Here is a 20,013-nt window from a genome sequence, read left to right as displayed (position 1 = left end):
GGCTTGTGTCATGATGATCCGACCGCAGGTTAGTCGTCCTCTTCCTATATGAATAGATCTTCCGCGTTGCTCCTCGCTTTTGTCTTCCTCAGCGGCTGCCAGGCCTTGGCCCCCGTTCCGCAGGACGGTGCCTCACCGGTCGAAGACACCACGCCGGCCCCTGAAAAGCCCAAGGTTTACAGCTCGTTCAGCCAGGAGACGGTGTTCAGCCTGCTGAGCGCCGAACTCGCTGGCCAGCGCAATCGTTTCGATATTGCCCTGGACAACTACGTGACCCAGGCCATCAACACCCAGGATCCGGGTGTTTCCGAGCGTGCGTTCCGCATCGCCGAGTACCTGGGCGCCGACCAGCCGGCCCTCGATACCGCGCTGATCTGGGCGAAAAACGCCCCGGACGACCTCGAAGCGCAACGCGCCGCCGCCGTGCAACTGGCCCGCGCCGGGCGCTATGACGACTCGATGGTCTATATGGAGAAAGTCCTGCAGGGCAAGGGCGACACCCATTTCGACTTCCTCGCGCTGTCGGCTGCCGACACCGATCAGGAAACCCGCAACGGCCTGATGAAAAGCTTCGACCGCCTGTTGCAGCGTCACCCGAACAACAATCAGCTGATTTTCGGCAAGGCCCTGCTGATGCAGCAGGATGGCGACACCAAAGGTGCCCTTGCCCTGCTCGAAGACCATCCGCCGGAAGACGGCGAGATCGCCCCGATCCTGCTGCGCGCGCGCCTGCTGCAAGGGCTGAATCGCGGCGACGAAGCGCTGTCGCTGCTGCAAAAGAGCATCAAGAAGTATCCGGACGACAAGCGCCTGCGCCTGACCTACGCGCGGATGCTGGTGGAACAGGACCGGATGGACGACGCCAAGGTCGAGTTCTCCACCCTGGTTCAGCAATACCCGGAAGACGACGAACTGCGTTATTCCCTGGCGCTGGTCTGCCTGGAAGCCAAGGCCTGGGACGAGGCCAAGGGCTATCTGGAAGACCTGATCGCCCGGGAAAGCCATGTCGATTCGGCGCACCTGAACCTGGGCCGCATCGCCGAAGAGCGCAACGACCCGCAAGGCGCGCTCATTGAGTATGCCCAGGTCGGCCCGGGCAACGACTATCTGCCGGCGCAACTGCGTCAGGCCGATATTCTGATGAACAACGGCAAGACCGCCGAAGCCCAGAGCAAACTGGCCGCCGAGCGTGACGAGCAGCCAGATTACGCGATCCAGCTGTACCTGATCGAAGCCGAAACCCTGTCCGCCAATAATCAGGGCGACAAGGCCTGGAAAGTCCTGCAACAAGCCTTGCAGCAGTACCCGGACGATCTGAATCTGCTTTACACCCGCGCGATGCAGGCGGAAAAACGCAATGACCTGGCGCAGATGGAAAAAGACCTGCGCCTGATCATCAAGCGTGATCCGGACAACGCCATGGCCCTCAACGCCCTCGGCTATACGCTGTCCGACCGCACTACCCGCTACGCCGAAGCCAAGGCGCTGATCGAGCAGGCGCACCAGATCAACCCGGAAGATCCGGCAGTGCTCGACAGCCTCGGCTGGGTGAACTTTCGCATGGGCAATCTGGAAGACGCCGAGAAATACCTGCGTCAGGCCCTCGAGCGTTTCCCCGATCATGAAGTCGCCGCGCATCTGGGCGAAGTGCTGTGGGCCAAGGGCAAACAGCGCGAAGCAAAACAAATCTGGGGCAAGTTCCTCAAAGACCAGCCTGACAGCACCATCCTGCGCAGCACCATCAAGCGCCTGACCGGATCCGAGACTCTTTAACTCATGTTTTTGCGCCACGTCATAGTTTTCAGCTTCATCGCCCTGCTCGCCGGTTGCGCGGGCTTCGGTGCCCGTGAATCGGTCGAAGGCCACGGCAATCCGGGCCAATGGCGCGAGCACAAACAGCAATTGACCGGCCTCGACGGCTGGCAGATCGACGGCAAGATCGGCATCCGCGCCCCGAAAGATTCGGGCAGCGGCACGTTGTTCTGGCTGCAACGTCAGGATTACTACGACATCCGCCTGTCCGGCCCGCTGGGTCGTGGCGCGGCGCGACTGACCGGCCGTCCGGGCGCGGTGTCGCTGGAAGTGGCGAATCAGGGCCGTTATGAAGCGCCGACTCCGGAAGCGCTGGTCGAAGAGCAACTGGGCTGGAAACTGCCGGTCTCGCATCTGGCGTGGTGGGTTCGCGGCCTCCCGGCACCGGACAGCAAAAGCCGTCTGACCCTGGATGGCAACAGCCGTCTGGCCAATCTGGATCAGGATGGCTGGCAGGTCGAATACCTCAGCTATGCCGAACAGAACGGTTACTGGCTGCCCGAGCGAATCAAGCTGCACGGCACCGATCTGGACGTGACGCTGGTCATCAAGACCTGGCAACCGCGCAAATTGGGGCAATAACGCATGACCGCTCCACGCCTCACTTTGCCTTCGCCGGCCAAACTCAATCTGATGCTGCACATTCTCGGTCGCCGTGAAGACGGTTATCACGAGTTGCAGACGCTTTTTCAGTTCCTCGACTACGGCGACGAAATTACCTTCGCCGTGCGTGACGACGGCGTGATCCGCCTCCACACCGAATTCGATGGCGTGCCCCACGACAGCAACCTGATCGTGCGCGCGGCGAAGAAACTGCAGGAACAATCCGGATGCTCGCTCGGCATGGATATCTGGATCGACAAGATCCTGCCCATGGGCGGCGGCATTGGTGGCGGCAGCTCGAATGCGGCCACCACCCTGCTCGGCCTCAATCATTTGTGGCAACTGGGTTGGGATGAAGATCGACTGGCTGCACTGGGCCTGACACTGGGCGCGGACGTGCCGGTGTTCGTGCGTGGCCACGCAGCTTTCGCCGAAGGTGTCGGCGAGAAACTGACCCCGGTCGAGCCCGCCGAACCGTGGTACGTCGTGCTCGTTCCGCAAGTCTCTGTTAGTACGGCAGAAATTTTTTCAGATCCTTTGTTGACACGTAACACGCCGCCCATTAAAGTGCGCCCCGTTCCCGAGGGAAACAGTCGAAATGACTGCTTGCCGGTGGTCTCGAGGCGTTATCCAGAAGTACGTAACGCATTGAATTTGTTAGGTAATTTTACCGAAGCAAAACTCACCGGAACTGGAAGTTGTGTGTTTGGGGGCTTCCCAAGCAAAGCTGAAGCTGATAAAGTCTCGGCCCTTCTGACAGAGACCCTTACAGGGTTTGTAGCAAAAGGAAGCAACGTTTCGATGTTGCATCGCAAGCTGCAAAGTCTGCTCTAAAGGAATCAAGTGCCCGGCACTTGCAAGCAACAGATACAGGGGCGTCGCCAAGCGGTAAGGCAGCAGGTTTTGATCCTGCCATGCGTTGGTTCGAATCCAGCCGCCCCTGCCATTTTCCTATACTCATCCAGGTATACCCTCAGCCTTCAGGTACTGCGCGTGTCCAAGATGATGGTCTTTACGGGGAACGCTAACCCCGATCTGGCTCGGCGTGTCGTACGTCAGCTGCATATCCCTCTCGGTGACATCTCTGTCGGTAAATTCTCCGACGGCGAAATTACAGCCGAGATCAATGAAAACGTTCGCGGTAAAGACGTCTTCATTATTCAGCCGACTTGCGCTCCGACCAACGATAACCTGATGGAACTGGTAGTGATGGCTGATGCCTTCCGCCGCTCCTCGGCTACTCGTATCACTGCTGTTATTCCTTATTTTGGTTATGCCCGTCAGGATCGCCGTCCGCGTTCCGCACGTGTGGCTATCAGCGCGAAAGTCGTTGCTGACATGCTTACCGTAGTCGGCATCGACCGTGTTCTCACGGTTGATCTGCATGCTGACCAGATTCAGGGCTTCTTCGATATTCCGGTAGATAACATCTACGGCTCCCCGGTTCTGGTGGATGACATCGAAGATCAGCGCTTCGAGAACCTGATGATCGTGTCCCCGGACATTGGTGGCGTCGTGCGTGCACGTGCCGTTGCCAAATCCCTGGGCGTGGATCTCGGGATCATCGACAAACGCCGTGAGAAAGCCAATCACTCTGAAGTGATGCATATCATCGGTGATGTCGAAGGGCGTACCTGCATCCTGGTCGATGACATGGTCGATACCGCCGGCACTCTGTGCCATGCGGCCAAGGCCCTGAAAGAGCATGGCGCAGCCAAGGTCTTTGCCTACTGCACACACCCTGTGCTGTCGGGTCGGGCCATCGAGAATATCGAAAATTCCGTGCTGGACGAGCTGGTGGTCACTAACACCATCCCGCTGTCCGCTGCAGCACAAGCCTGTGCACGTATCCGTCAACTGGATATCGCACCGGTTGTTGCCGAAGCGGTTCGCCGCATCAGCAATGAAGAATCGATCAGCGCGATGTTCCGTTAAGGGCCCTGCCCTTCTCGAAATGTCTCGTTGACGAAAAGCGCCCCGCCCCGGCATTCCTGCCGGGGCGGGGCTTTTTTGCCCATACCGTGTTCGGCGCTGGTCGCAAACGCCACTCGGTCATGGCTATTTTGGAGATACAAAATGAACGATTTTACTTTGAATGCTGAACTGCGTTCCGACCTGGGGAAAGGTGCGAGCCGCCGCCTGCGTCGTCTCGCTGCCCTGGTTCCAGCTGTTGTTTACGGTGGCGACAAAGCCCCTGAATCCATCAGCATGCTGGCCAAAGAAGTTGCCAAACTGCTCGAAAACGAAGCTGCCTACAGCCACGTTATCGAACTGAACGTTGGTGGCACCAAGCAGAACGTGATCATCAAGGCTCTGCAGCGTCACCCGGCCAAAGGCCACGTGATGCACGCTGACTTCGTACGCGTTGTAGCTGGCCAGAAACTGACCGCTATCGTTCCTGTGCACTTCATCAACGAAGCTGCTCCAGTGAAGAAAGGCGGCGAAATCTCGCACGTTGTTGCCGAGATCGAAGTTTCCTGCCTGCCGAAAGATCTGCCTGAGTTCATCGAAGTCGACCTGGCTAACGCTGAAATCGGCACCATCGTTCACCTGTCGGACATCAAGGCTCCTAAAGGCGTTGAGTTCGTTGCTCTGGCACACGGCGATGACAAGGCTGTTGCCAACGTCCACGCTCCACGTGTTGCTCCAGAAGCTACCGAAGAAGGCGCAGCAGAGTAATTCACTCTGTCATGCCTGAGTGAGCAGGTAACATCGCGGACTGGAACGTAGCGAGAAAGCGGGCGGGAACGCGGAGTTTACATCCATGGTAAATGAGCATTTTTCGTCCACTTTCGCCGCCTTCCCTGATCGCGGCGATGTTATCCACCACTCAAAGGAAGGGCCCCTATCGTGACTGCCATCAAACTGATCGTTGGCCTGGGAAATCCAGGCGCTGAATACGAACAGACCCGGCATAACGCAGGGGCCCTTTTTGTTGAGCGCATCGCCCACGCACAGAACGTGAATCTCGTGGCCGATCGCAAGTATTTCGGCCTGACCGGGCGTTTTTCGCATCAGGGTCAGGATGTTCGTCTGCTGATTCCCACCACCTACATGAACCGCAGCGGCCAGGCCGTGGCGGCACTCGCCGGTTTCTTCCGCATCAAGCCCGAAGAAATCCTGGTGGCACACGACGAACTCGATCTGCCTCCGGGCGTCGCCAAACTCAAAGTCGGCGGCGGCCATGGCGGTCACAACGGGTTGCGCGACATCATTGCGCAATTGGGTAATCAGAATACGTTCCACCGCCTGCGGCTTGGCATCGGCCACCCGGGCGTCGCCAGTATGGTTTCAAATTTCGTCCTGGGTCGTGCGCCACGCGCCGAACAGGAAAAACTCGATGCCAGCATCGACTTTGCCCTCGGCGTGCTGCCGGATATCCTCGCCGGTGAATGGAACCGCGCGATGAAAAACCTGCACAGCCAGAAGGCCTGACTCTAATCCGAGGGGAAACACCATGGGATTCAATTGCGGCATCGTCGGCCTGCCTAACGTCGGCAAGTCCACCCTGTTCAACGCCCTGACCAAATCCGGGATCGCGGCGGAGAACTTCCCCTTCTGCACCATCGAGCCGAACAGCGGCATCGTGCCGATGCCGGATCCACGTCTGGACGCTCTGGCGGCCATCGTCAATCCGAAGCGCATCCTGCCGACCACCATGGAATTCGTCGACATCGCGGGCCTGGTTGCCGGCGCGTCGAAAGGTGAAGGTCTGGGCAACAAGTTCCTGGCCAACATCCGCGAAACCGACGCGATCGCTCACGTCGTGCGCTGCTTCGAAGACGAGAACGTGATCCACGTTTCCAACAGCGTCGACCCGAAGCGCGACATTGAAATCATCGACCTGGAACTGATCTTCGCCGACCTCGACAGCTGCGAGAAGCAACTGCAGAAAGTCGCGCGCAACGCCAAGGGCGGTGACAAGGATGCAGTGGCCCAGAAGGCTCTGCTGGAACAACTGATCCCGCACTTCAGCGAAGGCAAGCCTGCGCGCAGCCTGATGAAGAACATGAGCGCCGACGAAAAAGCGATCATCAAGGGCTTCCACCTGCTGACCACCAAGCCGGTCATGTACATCGCCAACGTCGCTGAAGACGGTTTCGAGAACAACCCGCACCTGGACGTGGTCAAGGCCATCGCCGAAGAAGAAGGCGCGATGGTTGTTCCGGTCTGCAACAAGATCGAAGCGGAAATCGCCGAGCTGGACGACGGCGAAGAGAAAGACATGTTTCTCGAGGCCCTGGGCCTGGAAGAGCCTGGCCTGAACCGCGTGATCCGCGCCGGCTACGAAATGCTGCACCTGCAGACCTACTTCACCGCCGGTGTCGAAGAAGTCCGCGCCTGGACCGTCCGCGTCGGTGCCACCGCACCGCAAGCCGCTGGTGTGATCCACACTGACTTCGAGAAAGGCTTCATCCGCGCCGAAGTGATCGCCTACAACGACTTCATCCAGTACAAGGGCGAAGCCGGTACCAAGGAAGCCGGTAAATGGCGTCTGGAAGGCAAGGATTACATCGTCAAGGACGGCGACGTGATGCACTTCCGCTTCAACGTGTAAAAGCAGCACCCAAGAAAAAGCCGCGTTTGATACGCGGCTTTTTTGTGCCTGAAATTCGGCCCGTCAGGCCTTCCTGGTTCTCGGCAGGAAGATCGCCAACACCCCGAACAGCGGCAGGAACGAGCACAGGAAGTACACGTATTCGATGCCGTGAATGTCCGCCAGATGCCCGAGCAACGCCGCGCCAATCCCGCCGAAACCGAACATCAGACCGAAGAACACCCCGGCAATCATGCCGACGTTACCCGGCACCAGCTCCTGCGCGTACACCACAATCGCCGAGAACGCCGAAGCCAGGATGAAGCCGATCACCACGCTCAGGACGCTGGTCCAGAACAAGTCGACATGGGGCATGAGCAGCGTGAACGGTGCCACGCCGAGGATCGAAAACCAGATCACCGCTTTACGCCCGATCTTGTCGCCAATCGGCCCGCCGAAGAACGTTCCCGCCGCCACCGCGCCGAGGAACAGGAACAGATGCAGCTGCGAGCTTGCCACCGACAGGTCGAACTTCTCGATCAGGTAAAAGGTGAAGTAACTGGTCAGGCTGGCCATGTAGAAATACTTGGAGAACACCAGCAGACCCAGCACCACCAGCGCACTGACCACCCTACCCTTCGAAAGTCCATGAGTGGCGGCCTGGCCGGCCTTGAGCTTGAACAGGTTCAGGTGATGGGCGTACCAGCGACTGATGCGATAGAGCACGAACAACGCAAACACCGCGAACAGCCCGAACCACGCCACGTTGCCCTGCCCGAAAGGAATGATGATCGCCGCCGCCAGCAACGGGCCGAAGGCCGAGCCGGCGTTACCGCCCACCTGAAAGGTCGATTGCGCCAGACCGAAGCGCCCGCCCGACGCCAGACGCGCGATACGAGAAGCTTCAGGGTGGAAGGTCGAAGAGCCGATACCGATCAACGCCGCCGCCAGCAAGATAAGAGGGAAACTGCCAACCATCGACATCATCACAATGCCGATCAGCGTGCACACGGAACCTGCCGGCAAAAGCCACGGTTTCGGATGCCGATCGGTGTGATAACCGACCCACGGCTGCAACAGCGACGCGGTCAACTGGAAGGTCAGGGTAATCAGGCCGACCTGGGTGAAGCTCAGGCCATAGTTGGCCTTGAGCATCGGATAGACCGACGGCAGCACCGACTGGATCAGGTCGTTGATCAAATGCGCCAGCGCCACCGCGCCGATGATGCGCATCACCAAAGGGCTGCTCTGGGGAGGAGCGGACGCCGAGGCAGCGGCGGTCTGAACGTTGCTGATAGCCATGGGAATTTCCGGACTGCAGATGGGTGCACGCGGGCAGGTGCGTCAATGTGCCATTTTTCGGTGCGCCAGCGCCATCCCCTTAGCCAGCTAACGAACTATTCAGTCGTCGCGCCACAAGTGATAGCGCAACGCCATGGTCTGAATCTTGCCTTGCTTATCCGCTTGAACGCGGCGCCCTTACAAAGGGTATCGAGAATGGGAAGTTTCGCTACAGAGCCGGCCTACAGAGCGGGCAAGGGTGAACTTTCGAGGCCTTTTAGCAGGGCACCAATCCCGGTCGCAACGACCGCGATGCACGCCGATGGTGCGTGGTGTCCAGAGGAGTCATGGGGCATGCAGGCTTTTTTATCACCGGGGATCAGGTTGCTGGGGCGATTTGGCTTCGCGCGTAAATTCCAGTTGTTGTTTCTGCTGTTTATCCTGCCGTTGGCCGGCAGCCTGTTGATGATCGGCCAGGACTATCGCGACAAACTCAACCTGATCGCCGGCGAACGTGCCGGTGTGCGGCAGTTGCTCGCCCTCGATGCACTCGACAACCTGCTCGCCGCCCAGCGCGATCGCGCCGCCCGCTGGCGCGCCACGGAAACCAACCGCCAGCCGACACCCGCGACTCTGGCCGCCGTGGCCGCCTTCGATGGCGTGCAGCCTGCTGTTGCCCAGGCGACGCTGGAGCTGGGCAGTGCCTTGCAAGCCGAAGGCGCGGAAGGTGAAACCCTGACTCGCTATCAGGCCCTGCAAGCCGCGCTCAATGGCCTGGACTCGAAAAGCCTTTCCGGTGTCGGTTGGTGGCCGGACGGTTACGACCGCTTCACGAACGCCCTCAGCGCGCTGCAAGCCTTGCGTGAGCAGATCGCGATGGACAACCGTCTGATCCTTGCACCGTGGCTGGAAACCTATCTGCTGACACAGATTTCCACCCAGCACGCACCGGACCTGATCGAGCGGGTCGGCCGACTGGCAGCCGTCGGCCAGGCGTCCGTGGTTTCCGGTCAGTTCACCCTGCAAAGCCGTCTGCAACTGCGTGACCTGCGCAGCCGCATCGGCGATGCGCGCGAGCAGTTGGTGAAAACCGCGAGCCTGCTTGAAGCGCGTCTGCCGCCAGCCCTGCAAAACTGGGCCGGGCAATATCACGACAGCCTCAAACAGCTGGACGCCGGATTGAAAGTGCTGGATGACGGCGTGTTCGGCGGCAGCATCAATCTCAAACCTGAAGAGTTCGAGCGCACTCTCGATGCCCTGCTCGGCAACCTCGCCACGCTGCGCCAGCAATCGCTGGTGTCGCTGGATCAGCGGCTGGATGACTACCACGGATCGGCGATTCGTCAGTTCATCGTTGTCGCGGCGGTCTTCGGTTTCCTGTTGCTGGCGGCGCTGTATTTGTTCGTCTGCCTGCAAGCCTCGATCCGCCGCAGCGCCAGCGGCATCACGCTGCTGGCCGAAGCCCTGCGCGACGGCAATCTGAGCCTGCAAGTGCCGGTCGTGGGACGTGATGAACTGGCGTCGATCAGCACCGCGCTCAACGTGGCCGTAGTGCAACTGCGCACCAGCCTGCTGGGTGTCGATCACGAAACTTCGCAACTGAGCAACGCGGTGCGCAGCCTCAACGATCACTCCAGCGGCGCTCTCAGCGAAGTCGAAGCGCAACAATTGCAGATCAGTCAGATCGCCGCAGCGGCCACGCAACTGGCAGCGACTTCCCAAGGCGTGGCGCAGAGTTGCGAACAGGCTTCCGGCAGCGCCCAGCACACCCGGCGCATCGCTGCCGACAGCAGCCGTGACAGTCAACGCACCACGGCGAGCATCCAGCAGCTCAATCAGCGCCTGAACGAAACTGCCGCAGCGCTCGGCCGGGTCAGCGAGCAAGGGCAGCAGATTCAACTGGTGGTCGACACCATTCGCGGCGTCGCCGAACAGACCAACCTGCTGGCGCTCAACGCCGCCATCGAGGCCGCGCGGGCTGGTGAACAGGGTCGCGGTTTTGCGGTGGTGGCCGACGAGGTGCGCAGCCTGTCGCAACGTACGCAATCGTCCACGGCGCAGATCGCCGGTACGGTCGACAGTCTGCGCAATACGGTCAACGAAGCCGTGAGCCTGATGGAGGCTGCGTGCGGTCAGGCGCAATCAGACGCGGAAGCGGTCACCGGACTGGGCGAACGCCTGGGGGAAATCGCCAGCGCCGTGCAGAGCGTCACCGACACCCTCGCCCAGATCGCCACGGCAGTCGAAGAACAGGCGAGCACCGCCGATGAGGTCAGCAGCAATATCCAGCAGGTGGATCAGGCGGCGGTTCGCCTGCTCGAAGGCGCGCGGGCCGTGAATCTTGCGGCGGACACCTTGAGCCAGGGCAGCCATGCCTTGAGTGCCAACACCGGAAGATTTCAGCTGCGTTGAAAGCCCCTCCCGCGCCGATTTTCGGCGCGGGAGGATAAGCGGTTGAAAATAAGAAGAAATATTTTGAATTTACGCTTGACGCTTTTCCATTTCAGGGGAATAATGCGCGCCACTTGGCTACATAGCTCAGTTGGTTAGAGCATAGCATTCATAATGCTGGGGTCCGGGGTTCAAGTCCCTGTGTAGCCACCAAGTACTAAAAACGGCTTACCGAAAGGTAGGCCGTTTTTTTATGCCTCGAGAAAAGTGCCCTTCCTCAGTGAATCGACTGGCTCCGTAGGAACAGGGTGCGAAAAGCGTACGAAGAGGATTTTTCGTTCGTTCAGGCACGCGCATCCCGGCAAGTCGATTTGATCGCCATCGCGATTGACCGACAAGCTCCCCCCGTCTCGTTCCAAAGACAGACAGGGAGTTGTCATGGACCTGGACCAAGACCTTTTCGATGATATCTGGCGCCGAAAGCTTCCGAACGGCGGCGCCTCATGGGCTGCCTGGAATCCGCCCCCGGAGCCAGAGCCTGTCTGCGTCCCGACAGACGAATGGCCATCGCCAAAGCCTCGCGACGATCTGGTTTTTGCCAAGTCCTGCACGCCGGGCAACTGGTGCCGGACGGATGCGGGCACAACACCTGAGCCCGTCTTTCATTTCGGCAAAGTCATGGTGGCGGGCGCGCTGCGCATTCCCGCTGCCAGTCACGCCGTAGCGAAGGCAATCGGTGCCGATCTGGCGTTGGGGCGCATGGCCGGTGGTGGAATCCTGCAGCAGCGCCTTAATTGGGCAATCCGCGGTGCGGGAGGCCCGGCCAGCGTGTTCATCCTCGGGATGCTTCCGACCCGAATGGGCGACGGCACGCTTCACACTGATGAACAGCTACGCAGCATGAGCCGCGCCAAAACTCGCGTGCGGTTCCAGTTCCGACGCGATGCCGAAGGCGTCATGCAGGTTTACGGCATCCACACCGGAGCCTCGGGCGACGACTCGGTGCGTACCGTAAAAGTCGAGTGGAACAACGACAAGAGCGCCATGGAGGCGAAGCTCAACGACATCACGATTTTGTGGACGCCGCAACGCGGGCCGCTGGGATCGATGCCGCCGCTGGTTTATCCGGAGCACGGCGAACCACTGAGCACGATCCTCGTCCACCCGATCGCCGCGAACACCGACAGCCAGATAGAAATCCTGCCCGGCGAAGACATCACCGCCGAGGATTGTATTCTGGTGTTTCCGGCTGAGACCGGGCTGAAGTCGTTGTATGTGGTGTTTTCGAAACCGGCGAGATTGATGCCGGGGACGGTGACGGGGATTGGTGAGGATGTTTCCGGTGTATGGCTGGCAGGAGCTGGAACAGGGATTGGAGTGCCGATTCCGACGCGGATTGCGGACAGACTCAGAGGGAGGGAGTTTTCAAACTTCGACGCGTTCAGAAAAGCATTCTGGCAAGCCGTGCGGGATGATCCAGAACTTTTCGATCAGTTCAATTCGGATGCCCAAGATCGTTTAATGTCGGGCAACGCATCCGCGGTTCGAGACAGGGAGTCTGTAGGCACAAGAGGGGTATTTGAAATACATCACGTCGAGCGGATCACTGATGGTGGCGCTGTCTACGACATAGACAACCTCCGAATCAACACCCCTAAAAATCACATCTTTCAACACAAAAAACAGTGAACGCACATGGAAAAAATATCTGAATACACTGAAACCGAATTTATCCGTTTCATCGAAAAAATACGTGCCACCAATAAAAGTGGATCGGATACGGAGCTTGGCGAGCTGCTGGCACAATTCAGAAAGCTTACCGGCCACCCGGACGGCACCGACTTGATTTTTTATCCCGAACCAGGAGAGGACAACTCTGCCGTGGGCATTACGAAGACCGTAAAAGAATGGCTTGCTACCAACGGACTGCCAGGCTTCAAGCAGTGAACATCAGCCGGCCATAGTCCCACCACTGTAAATATCCAAGCAGTCAAAACGGCTTACCGAAAGGCAAGCCGTTTGTTTATGCCTCGCCCCCTAACGCCCTGAGCCCCTTCGCCCAAATCTGCCGCGTCCGCAAACCGACCATCGCCCGCCAGTCCGGATCCGCCGGATAAAACTGCTCCAGCAGATTCAACTTGATCGCCCGCCCCGTCGCATCCAGCGGATCGCCATGCAGATGCAGCCAGTGATCGTCGCGCAGGTAACGATGCACGTCCGGCCCCGGATAAGTCCCGCACTCGATCACGAACGGCATCAGTTGCACATTCGGCAGCGCATTGAGCAGTGCCTGCGAGGTGTAGCCGGTGGCGGTCGCGGCAACGCCGGTTTCACTCAAGGTTTCGGCGCCGGTGTGCAGCGTGTAGAGCCACGGGCCGTAAATCGACTGCGCCTTTGCCAGCGCTGGATACGGCGCCTGGGTAATCGTCAGCAACATCGGATGCCCGTACTCACCGGCGCCGGTGTGCAGGTCGAAACACATCACGGTTTCAGCACCGGCCAGATGACTCTCGATGATTGAATGCAGCGTGCGATTCGACCAGCTTGGTGCGAGTCCGCCAAAGAACAATCCGTCGGGATGACTGTGCTGACCGCCCTCGACAATCGACATCACCGCCGGCCAGCCGCGCTCGGCAATTTGCGCATCGAGCAAGGCATCAGCCTTTTGTCGCTCGGGGCCGTTCAAATCGGTGCAGGCGTAGATTCCATGGAGCGCCGCGTAAGCGCGGTTGTCCGGAAGCGGTCGGTTGAAATCCAGGTGATTGCGGTTGAGGTCAATATTGTCTTCATTGACCCGCCGCAGCCACGCCGTGCCCCACGGGTTGATCAGGTGAATCATCACCACCGCGACATCCTTCGGCAGCGAGTCCGGCGTGAAATGCTTCAGCCAGTCGATCTGGCACTCCGAACCGTAATAACCCTCAACCCCATGGGTGCCGCTGAGCGCCACCAGGCGCCGTTTGGCCGTTGGATCCCCCAGCACCGCGACATCGGTACTCAAAGACTCGCCAAACGGCCCATTGAGCGGATGCGCGTACGAAGAGAGCGTGGCACCCGTCACCTTCGCGGCGGCAAGAAAGCGCTCGCGCTGTTCGCGATAGCTGGGCTGGGTCGGAAACTCGTTGTGCATGGCGGCCTCTTGTTGATTGTTCTGGCTTCACGTTTGCCCCTGACCCTACAGAAAATCCGCCAAGGCATGAAGGACAAAGGTGCCTGCGGTTTGCGTCCTGCACGGTCGGCCGATACAGTCCGTCAGACCTTTATCCCACGGACGGAGAGCCCCGCGTGTTTCCAGCCCTGCCCCTGAACCGCTTTCGCCTGCCCGCCCTGACACTGATCGTCAGTGCCATTGCCCTCACGGCCTGCAACGCACCGCCCTCCTCGACCCTGCCGCTGGCGCCGGAAGCCGCCTCCGGTTACCGCACCGGCCTGCAAGCCAGCCACGCTGAAAAACACATGGCCGCGGCTGCCAATCCGCTGGCCGCCGAAGCAGGTCGCGAGATGTTGCGTCAGGGTGGTTCCGCCATCGATGCCGCCATCGCGATGCAAGCCGTGTTGACCCTGGTCGAACCGCAATCCTCCGGCATCGGTGGCGGCGCGATGATCGTGCTGTGGGATGGCAAACAGGTGCGCACCTACGACGGTCGCGAAACCGCACCGGCGGGTGCGACCGAGAAGCTGTTTCTGCAGGCCGACGGCAAACCGATGCCGTTCCCGCAGGCGCAGATCGGCGGACGCTCCGTCGGCACGCCGGGCGTGATGCGAGCGCTGGAACTGGCGCACAAAAAGCACGGCCGCTTGCCGTGGGCAACATTGTTCGAGCCGGCGATCAAACTGGCCGAGCAGGGTTTTGCGATCTCGCCGCGCCTGCATTCGCTGCTGGAGTCCGACCCGGTGATTCGCCGCTCGCCGGACATGGCCAGGTATTTTCTGAACAGCGATGGCAGCGTCAAAGCCGTCGGCACGCGACTGCAAAACCCGGCGCTGGCCGCCGTTCTCAAACGCATCGCCAACGAAGGTGCGGACGCACTGTACAAAGGCCCGATCGCCGAAGAGATCGTGGCCAAGGTTCAGGGCCACGCCAACCCCGGCAGCCTGTCGCTGACCGACCTTCAGCACTATCAGGCCAAGGAACGCGCGCCTCTGTGCACCGACTACAAGCGCTGGCAGGTGTGCGGAATGCCGCCGCCGTCATCGGGCGGGATTGCGGTGGCGCAGATTCTCGGCACCTTGCAGGCGCTGGAGACCCGCGATCCGCGCCTGTCCCTGACGCCGCTCAAGCCTGTGAAGACCGATAAACCCGCCGGCATCGAACCGGCACCGCAAGCCGTGCACCTGATCGCCGAAGCCGAGCGCCTGGCCTACGCCGACCGCGCGCAATACGTAGCCGATACCGACTTCGTGCCGGTGCCGGTCAAGGGCCTGGTCGATCCGGGTTACCTGGCCAGCCGCGCCAGCCTGATCGGCGAACGCAGCCTGGGCAGCGCCAAACCCGGCACACCGCCGGGCGTGCAGGTTGCCTACGCGCCGGATCGCTCGCCGCTGCGCATTTCCACCTCGCAAGTGGTGGCCGTCGATGACTTCGGTGGCGCGGTATCGATGACCACCACCATCGAAGCGGCATTCGGCTCGCACCTGATGGTTCAGGGCTTCTTGCTCAACAACCAGATGACCGACTTCTCGTTCATCCCCGAAGAGAACGGACAGAAAGTCGCCAACCGAGTGGAGCCGAGCAAACGCCCACGCTCATCGATGGCGCCGACCCTGATCTTCGACCGCAACAGTGGCGAGTTCGTCGCCACCGTTGGCTCTCCCGGCGGCTCGCAGATCATCGAGTACGTGGCCAAAACCACCGTCGGCCTGCTCGACTGGAACCTCGACCCACAAAGCGCCATCAGCCTGCCCAACTTCGGCAGCCGCAACGGCCCGACGGAACTGGAACAAGGCCAGTTCAGCCCGACGCTGATCCAGGCGCTCAAGGACAAGGGCCACACCGTCAATGAAATCGACATGACCAGCGGCACTCAGGCCATCGTGCGGGTCAAGGATGCTCAGGGGAAGTCAACGCTGTCAGGTGGGGCAGATCCTCGGCGCGAAGGAGTAGCGTTGGGGGATTGAATCAACTCTGCCAACTGAAAAAGGCTTACCGAGAGGTAAGCCTTTTTTGTATGTCCATAAATCCAATTCGGCTAAATCACGCTGCCTTTTCCTACACCGGAAAAATGTTGTCCGGGATAGAGTGCTGCAGAGTTCTCACAAACAGTACGACGCAATCGACGCTGATACCGTCGAAATGGAGTAACCCATGAACATACGTCCGATTCACACCGAAGAAGACTACCGTGCGGCACTCAAAGACGTGTCCGTTTTTTTCGAGAATGAGCCAGAGCCCGGCACGCCTGAAGGTGATTACTTCGACATCATGATCACCCTTATCGAAGCCTATGAGGCCCGGCACTTCCCACTCGACCTGCCCAACCCGATTGACGCCATAAGGTTTCGGATGGAGCAGTCCGGGCTGTCAGCAGCCGATCTCGCTCCTGCAATTGGCCGGACAAACCGCGTTTATGAGGTTCTGAATGGCAAACGCGCGCTGACGCTTCCCATGATCTGGAAACTTCACGAGTTGTTCGGTATTCCGGCAGAGAGTTTGATCAAACCCATGAAATCGGTCTGATAAAAAACAGCCATGCAGGCACCTCAACATGTATTGCCTACCCTGAATTCCCCCACCCTCCAACTGAAAAAGGCTTACCGAGAGGTAAGCCTTTTTTGTATTGCAACATCCGGCCATGACTTGTCATTCAGCGGCGCTCAAACCTCGAGCATCTTGCCATCCACCGAATCGCCAATTGTCAGGAAATGCCCGCCGGCCACATGGTGCAGAGTGCGCAAGCCGTCATGCCCCTCGAAGTGCCAGCGTCCATCGCTGAACACCCGCGAATCAGCCTGCGCCGCAATCACCTCGGCCAGAAACAGATCGTACTGTTCGTGATTGCGCGGCTCAGGCAGCAACCGGCATTCGAGCCAGGCCACGCAACCGTCCAGCATCGGAGCATCAACCTGCTCAGCAGCGAAGGTCGGCAGGCCATAAGCCTGGAACTTGTCCTGACCTTGATCGCGATTGATTTCCAGGCCCGATGTCGAGCCGACGGTCTGCGCGATGTCCGCCTGATTCACACAGGGAACGTTGAGAACAAAAGTGCCCGAGGCCTCGAGCAGTTGCCGGGTCCAGGTGGATTTGTCGAGGACCACCGCGACTTTCGGCGGTTCGAAATCCAGCGGCATGGCCCACGCCGCGGCCATGATGTTGCGCTGCCCGGCATGGGCGGCGCTGACCAGCACGGTCGGCCCGTGATTGAGCAGGCGGTAGGCTTTGTTCAGGGGAACCGGGCGACGGAAGGACTCGCTCATGGGATCTGCTCCGGGAAAAAGAGCCGATTGTAGCGGGATAAAAACCGCGAAGGGATTGCCATGGACAATCCCTTCGCCTCGCATCAGCTGGATAACTGATTGGCAAACTGGCCGACCGCGTTCACCACTTTCTGCGCGCCGTCCTGGATCTCGACGATCACCGTACCGGCCTCGGCCGCCAGCGCCAGCCCTTGTTCGGCCTGTTGCTTGCCGTCGGTCATCAGGGCCACGGCGTTGCGCGCCATGTCCTGGTTCTGGCGCACCACGCCGACGATTTCCTCGGTCGCCTGACTGGTGCGCGAGGCCAGTTGCCGCACTTCGTCGGCCACCACCGCAAAGCCTCGGCCCTGCTCACCGGCACGAGCGGCTTCAATGGCAGCGTTGAGCGCCAGCAGGTTGGTCTGCTCGGCGATGCCGCTGATGGTCTTGACGATGGTGCCGATCACCTGGGATTGCTCGTTCAGCGCCTCGATGCCTTCGCCGGCGGTCTGCATGTGCCTGGACAGATCACGCATCACATTGACCGCTTCAGTCACCACACGGGTGCCGCGCTGGGCCGTGCTGTCGGTCTGCAGGGACGTGCTGTAGGCGATATTGGCGGCGTCGGCGACGGCCTGTTCCTGATTGACCTGATCGGTGATCACCGTAGCGAACTTCACCACTTTGTAGAGTTTTTCGTTGGCGTCGAGCACCGGGTTGTAGGACGCCTCCAGCCAGACAACGCGACCATGGCTGTCGACCCGTTTGAAACGGCCGGCAACGAATTCGCCGTTATTCAGGCGACGCCAGAAGTTCTGGTACTCGGCGCTGTTGTACTCCTCCGGCTCGCAGAACTGGCGGTGATGTTTACCCTTGATCTGCGCCAGGCTGTAACCCATGCCCTGCAGGAACCGGTCGTTGGCACTCAATACGTTGCCGCTGAGGTCGAACTCGATCACGGCAGTCGAACGCACCAGCGCGCCGATCAGGTTTTCGTGTTCGCGGGAGGCCTCGATGGTGCGGGTCAGGTCGCTGGAGAAAATCGAGAAGTGCTTGATCCGGCCATCCGAAGAGCGAATCGGCTGCACGATCGAACGCAACCACGCCTCTTCGCCGTTACCGCGGGAAAGGCGCACAGCGCCGGCGAAATGCTCGCCACGGGTCAAAGCGGCCTTGAAGCGGTGATGAAACTCATCGGACTTCACATGGGACGGCACGATGTCTTCGATGGCACGGCCGATCAGGTCGTGGCTCTTGTAGAGCATTTCATTGAGGAAGTTCTGGTTGACCGACTGAATCCGTCCGTCGGGCTCAAGGGTAAGCACCAGCATCTCGCTTTCCAGGCTCTCCTTCACTTGCAGAAGGCTGGAGAGTTCTTCACGAAGAGCCGCCAGCTCTTGCTTCAGGCGTTTGTTGAACATGGGGAAAGCACCGATGGACTGGATGGATAGCGGGTATGCAGCCTAACCATCGGCCTTGGAAATCTTTTCTGAAGAGCGTTTGAGGCGTGTCCTACAAAAATAGTTAAGCCTGGACAACTCAGGCGGTGCGGGCCACTGCACACTGCTCCGCGCGTGGCATTCGCGAGCCAAAATACGCCGCACTGGCGACACCTACCGCGCCCATCACGGCGCAGAACATCACGCAGATCCACGGACTCCACGGCATCAGACCGATCAGCAGCAACGGTGTGACACTCGCCCAGGCGGCGTAGGCAATGTTGTAGGTGAAGGAGATCCCGGAGACACGGATCCGCGCCGGGAACAGGCTGACCATCACTGACGGCACCGCCCCGACCACGCCACAGCACAACCCGGCGACGGCGTAAGCCAGACCGACCCAGTCACCGCCGCTGATCAGGCAGGTGTAAAGCAGACCGATGCCCAGCGGCAGCAGCAGGCTGTAGAGCATGACCGTGCGCCAGGCACCGATGCGATCGACCAGTCGACCGGCAATCACACAACCGATATTCAGGAAGACGATGCCCAATGCGCTCAACGCGAAGGTGTGGCCGGCAGTCATGCCAAAGGTTTTCTGCATCATGGTCGGGGTGATGACCACAAACACCACCACCGCCGAGGTCAGCACGCAGGTCAGAAGCATCGCCGGCAACATGGCCAGGCGATGATCGCGCAGCACGGTGCGCAGCGGCAGTTCGACCCGTGCCTCGCGCTGCGCCTCCATGGCCATGAACACCGGGGTTTCGCTCAGCCAGCGGCGCAACCAGACACCGATCACGCCAAACACACCGCCGAGCAGGAACGGATAGCGCCAGGCGTAATCGAGCACTTCGGCCGGGGTGAACACTTGTGCCAGAAAAGTCGCGGTCAACGCGCCAATCAGGTAACCGAAGGTCAGCCCGGCCTGCAGAAAGCCCAGGGCATAACCGCGATGGCCGGCCGGTGCGTGCTCGGCCACGAACACCCAGGCGCTCGGCACTTCACCGCCCACCGCCGCGCCTTGCAGGATGCGCAGCGCCAGCAGCAACAGCGGTGCGAAATAGCCGATTTGCGCGTAGGTCGGCATGATCCCGATCAGCAGGCACGGCAGCGCCATCATCAGGATGCTCAGGCTGAAAACCTTCTTGCGCCCCAGCCGGTCGGCGAAATGCGCCATCAGGATCCCGCCCAGCGGGCGCGCCAGATAGCCGGTCACGAAGATCCCGAAGCTTTGCAGCAGGCGCAGCCACTCGGGCATTTCCGGCGGGAAGAACAGCTGGCTGAGGGTCAGGGCGAAGAACACGAAAATGATGAAATCGTAGATCTCCAGCGCCCCGCCCAGGGCCGCAAGGCCGAGGGTCTTGTAGTCGGAACGGCTGAACGGCGCCGGTCGGGCAGTGGAATGGGCAGTCATGGCAAAGAACTCTGGCAGGCAAAAAACCAAGGCGCCCATGGTCTACGCAAACGGGCCGCCGGACAACCCGTTAGACCATAGTCTGATTCAGCAAAACACGGTCACAAAAATCCGCCGGTTGATTTACTGTTGGCACCTGTCCA

At 60.1% G+C, this 20,013-nt stretch carries 16 protein-coding genes, 2 tRNA genes and 2 pseudogenes; 14 read left to right on the top strand and 6 right to left on the bottom strand.

The features are described 5' to 3' along the window. The first annotated feature begins 48 nt into the window (after positions 1-48). The 8 genes from ACM6JM_RS03815 to ychF all read left to right on the top strand — a co-directional run bounded on the left by ACM6JM_RS03815 (position 49) and on the right by ychF (position 6,973). Positions 49-1,773 (top strand): tetratricopeptide repeat protein, encoded by a 1,725-nt coding sequence (locus tag ACM6JM_RS03815; protein ID WP_414881363.1) that lies wholly within the window; start codon positions 49-51, stop codon positions 1,771-1,773. Between the two features lie 3 nt (positions 1,774-1,776). Then, a complete protein-coding gene (lolB, locus tag ACM6JM_RS03810; protein ID WP_039766346.1) occupies positions 1,777-2,394 on the top strand; it encodes a lipoprotein insertase outer membrane protein LolB in 618 nt (205 codons plus the stop codon). Positions 2,395-2,397: 3 nt separating this feature from the next. Beyond that, positions 2,398-3,249, top strand: a complete 852-nt coding sequence (gene ispE, locus ACM6JM_RS03805; RefSeq protein WP_039766349.1) for a 4-(cytidine 5'-diphospho)-2-C-methyl-D-erythritol kinase — start codon at positions 2,398-2,400, stop codon at positions 3,247-3,249. A gap of 37 nt (positions 3,250-3,286) precedes the next feature. Next, a tRNA-Gln gene (locus ACM6JM_RS03800) sits at positions 3,287-3,361 on the top strand. Positions 3,362-3,408: 47 nt separating this feature from the next. Further along, positions 3,409-4,350 (top strand): ribose-phosphate pyrophosphokinase, encoded by a 942-nt coding sequence (locus tag ACM6JM_RS03795; protein WP_003171603.1) that lies wholly within the window; start codon positions 3,409-3,411, stop codon positions 4,348-4,350. A gap of 141 nt (positions 4,351-4,491) precedes the next feature. After that, positions 4,492-5,094: a 50S ribosomal protein L25/general stress protein Ctc gene (locus tag ACM6JM_RS03790; RefSeq protein ID WP_011335926.1), complete on the top strand. Its 603-nt coding sequence runs from the start codon at positions 4,492-4,494 to the stop codon at positions 5,092-5,094. A gap of 171 nt (positions 5,095-5,265) precedes the next feature. Then, positions 5,266-5,850, top strand: a complete 585-nt coding sequence (gene pth, locus ACM6JM_RS03785) for an aminoacyl-tRNA hydrolase (protein WP_007951726.1) — start codon at positions 5,266-5,268, stop codon at positions 5,848-5,850. A 22-nt stretch (positions 5,851-5,872) separates the two neighbouring features. Continuing rightward, positions 5,873-6,973 (top strand): redox-regulated ATPase YchF, encoded by a 1,101-nt coding sequence (gene ychF, locus ACM6JM_RS03780; protein WP_007951727.1) that lies wholly within the window; start codon positions 5,873-5,875, stop codon positions 6,971-6,973. 63 nt (positions 6,974-7,036) lie between these two features. Here the strand turns inward: ychF and ACM6JM_RS03775 are convergent, their stop codons facing one another. Beyond that, positions 7,037-8,254, bottom strand: a complete 1,218-nt coding sequence (locus tag ACM6JM_RS03775) for an MFS transporter (RefSeq protein ID WP_414881362.1) — start codon at positions 8,252-8,254, stop codon at positions 7,037-7,039. 333 nt (positions 8,255-8,587) lie between these two features. On the opposite strand from ACM6JM_RS03775, the gene ACM6JM_RS03770 reads away from it, so the two are divergent. The 4 genes from ACM6JM_RS03770 to ACM6JM_RS03755 all read left to right on the top strand — a co-directional run bounded on the left by ACM6JM_RS03770 (position 8,588) and on the right by ACM6JM_RS03755 (position 12,571). Next, positions 8,588-10,645, top strand: a complete 2,058-nt coding sequence (locus ACM6JM_RS03770; RefSeq protein WP_414881361.1) for a methyl-accepting chemotaxis protein — start codon at positions 8,588-8,590, stop codon at positions 10,643-10,645. A gap of 115 nt (positions 10,646-10,760) precedes the next feature. Next, positions 10,761-10,837, top strand: a tRNA-Met gene (locus ACM6JM_RS03765). 225 nt (positions 10,838-11,062) lie between these two features. Next, a complete protein-coding gene (locus ACM6JM_RS03760) occupies positions 11,063-12,313 on the top strand; it encodes an S-type pyocin domain-containing protein (RefSeq protein WP_414881360.1) in 1,251 nt (416 codons plus the stop codon). Positions 12,314-12,319: 6 nt separating this feature from the next. Continuing rightward, positions 12,320-12,571, top strand: a complete 252-nt coding sequence (locus tag ACM6JM_RS03755) for a bacteriocin immunity protein (RefSeq protein WP_039766356.1) — start codon at positions 12,320-12,322, stop codon at positions 12,569-12,571. A gap of 76 nt (positions 12,572-12,647) precedes the next feature. On the opposite strand, the gene ACM6JM_RS03750 is transcribed toward ACM6JM_RS03755, so the two are convergent. After that, entirely contained in the window at positions 12,648-13,754 is a 1,107-nt protein-coding gene (locus ACM6JM_RS03750; protein WP_414881359.1) for a DUF2817 domain-containing protein, read from the bottom strand. 155 nt (positions 13,755-13,909) lie between these two features. Here ACM6JM_RS03750 and ggt point away from each other — a divergent pair, with 155 nt between their 5' ends. Beyond that, on the top strand, positions 13,910-15,742 hold the full coding sequence (ggt, locus tag ACM6JM_RS03745; RefSeq protein WP_414881358.1) for a gamma-glutamyltransferase: 1,833 nt from the start codon (positions 13,910-13,912) through the stop codon (positions 15,740-15,742). Positions 15,743-15,929: 187 nt separating this feature from the next. After that, a complete protein-coding gene (locus ACM6JM_RS03740) occupies positions 15,930-16,301 on the top strand; it encodes a helix-turn-helix domain-containing protein (protein ID WP_039766364.1) in 372 nt (123 codons plus the stop codon). A gap of 137 nt (positions 16,302-16,438) precedes the next feature. On the opposite strand, the gene ACM6JM_RS03735 is transcribed toward ACM6JM_RS03740, so the two are convergent. The 4 genes and pseudogenes from ACM6JM_RS03735 to ACM6JM_RS03720 form a co-directional block, all read right to left on the bottom strand. Beyond that, on the bottom strand, positions 16,439-17,038 hold the full coding sequence (locus tag ACM6JM_RS03735) for a flavin reductase family protein (RefSeq protein ID WP_074692318.1): 600 nt from the start codon (positions 17,036-17,038) through the stop codon (positions 16,439-16,441). 83 nt (positions 17,039-17,121) lie between these two features. Beyond that, positions 17,122-17,553 (bottom strand): annotated as a pseudogene (locus tag ACM6JM_RS03730) (methyl-accepting chemotaxis protein); the annotation flags it as partial. A gap of 156 nt (positions 17,554-17,709) precedes the next feature. After that, positions 17,710-18,348, bottom strand: a pseudogene (locus ACM6JM_RS03725) (PAS domain-containing protein); the annotation flags it as partial. Between the two features lie 208 nt (positions 18,349-18,556). After that, on the bottom strand, positions 18,557-19,870 hold the full coding sequence (locus ACM6JM_RS03720) for an MFS transporter (RefSeq protein ID WP_414881357.1): 1,314 nt from the start codon (positions 19,868-19,870) through the stop codon (positions 18,557-18,559). Positions 19,871-20,013: the final 143 nt, after the last annotated feature.

Origin of the sequence: Pseudomonas sp. IT-P2 (assembly GCF_949767575.1) — a bacterium.
Classification (GTDB): domain Bacteria; phylum Pseudomonadota; class Gammaproteobacteria; order Pseudomonadales; family Pseudomonadaceae; genus Aquipseudomonas; species Aquipseudomonas pharyngis.
Note: the sequence above shows the minus strand (reverse complement) of the source record. Positions and strands in the feature narration are given on the sequence as shown.